3 protein-coding genes are annotated in these 1,233 nt (G+C 56.0%); 1 reads left to right on the top strand and 2 read right to left on the bottom strand.

Annotation, left to right across the window (positions count from 1 at the left end; genetic code table 11):
* Positions 1 to 164: 164 nt before the first annotated feature.
* The gene (locus G7Y49_RS04150; protein WP_165171430.1) at positions 165 to 356 is read right to left on the bottom strand and encodes a hypothetical protein; all 192 of its coding nucleotides are present in this window, start codon (positions 354 to 356) and stop codon (positions 165 to 167) included.
* An 86-nt stretch (positions 357 to 442) separates the two neighbouring features.
* A complete protein-coding gene (locus G7Y49_RS04145) occupies positions 443 to 658 on the bottom strand; it encodes a helix-turn-helix domain-containing protein (RefSeq protein ID WP_165171428.1) in 216 nt (71 codons plus the stop codon).
* A 192-nt stretch (positions 659 to 850) separates the two neighbouring features.
* Between G7Y49_RS04145 and G7Y49_RS04140 the strand changes: the two genes are divergently transcribed.
* The coding region (locus G7Y49_RS04140) for an ORF6N domain-containing protein (RefSeq protein WP_165171426.1) at positions 851 to 1,233 on the top strand (383 nt) is incomplete at its 3' end.

The raw sequence follows: 1,233 nt of genomic DNA, 5'->3' as shown, positions 1-1,233 counted from the left end.
ACGGCACGCAAGGCTACTTCGTCGGCGCCTCCCTCAAGGACGCCGGGAAGAAGAGCTTCGCCATCACCCGCATCGAGGACGGCGAGTCCGTGCGCGCCGTGCTCTCGCGCCTCGAGAGGTAGGGGCCAACAAGCCTGTCTGCCTGAGAGGCAGCTGCTGTCAAGCTAAACGCCCAGTCTGTCAATCTGCTTTTGGGCAAATTGGCTTATCTCGCGCAGCTTTCCGAGCGGGCGATTCAGCGTGGCCTCAAGACCATTCAGCGAGGCATCCTTCGCCTGAGCTATGCCTTCGCAGCATTCGTCGACAAGGCGCATCATCCTCCGTCTCGACACGGACAGCTCCTTGGCGAGCATCATGAAGTCATCTCATGAGACATCATCAACTTTGTTGGTGCCTACGGGGATGCGCTCGCCGTCTATCTCCCCCGAAATCGAAAGTCTCATCAGTTACCTCGCTCTGAAAGATTGACGTCGATTCCGACCATGTTGGCAACGCGAAGGGCTTTTCCAAGCTGGACGGTCTCCTTGCCGTTCTCCAATTGAGATACGAACATGAGGCTCGCTCCAGAGGCGTCGGCGAGTTGGCTTTGCGTATAGCCGAGCTTCTGCCGGCGAGTGCGAATGGCCGCTCCGAGTTCCTTTGCCGATTGGATGCCCATGATGTTCCTTACTGCTCGTTATTATGAGCGCAATAATATCAGACGTATTCGAATGAATTATTAAGCTCGTAATAACTGCGGAAAACCGACGTCGACGAACCTCTGCTTGGTCCTCGTCTCGGCTCTGCCCAAAAGCCATTTCCCGCTTGCTATAATTCACCTCACCAAATTCCTAGTGAAGGGGCGGAAGCTATGGAAAGAGAAGGGAAGGCCCTATCCGCCGGGCCCGCGGAGGCGGAAGAAGACACGTCAGTCGCCATCGTCCCCGCGAACGAGCCGGCCATACGCGATCTCATATATATGGTTCGCGGGATGCAGGTCATGCTGGACAGTGACCTCGCGATGCTCTATGGGGTGGAAACGGGGGCGCTCAACCGTGCCGCCAAGCGCAACGAAGATCGCTTTCCCGAAGATTTCAGGTTTCAGCTAACACGCGAAGAGTACGACAACTTGAAATGCCAATTTGGCATTTCAAGTTTCACTGGAGAACACGGCGGCAGAAGAAAACTCCCCTACGTCTACAACGAGCAGGGTGTAGCTATGCTGTCAGGGGTTTTGCGCAGCGACGTCGCTGT

Source organism: Adlercreutzia sp. ZJ242, assembly GCF_011038995.1.
In the GTDB taxonomy this organism is placed as follows: Bacteria; Actinomycetota; Coriobacteriia; order Coriobacteriales; family Eggerthellaceae; genus CAAEEV01.
This window is presented reverse-complemented; position numbering and strand designations above follow the sequence as displayed.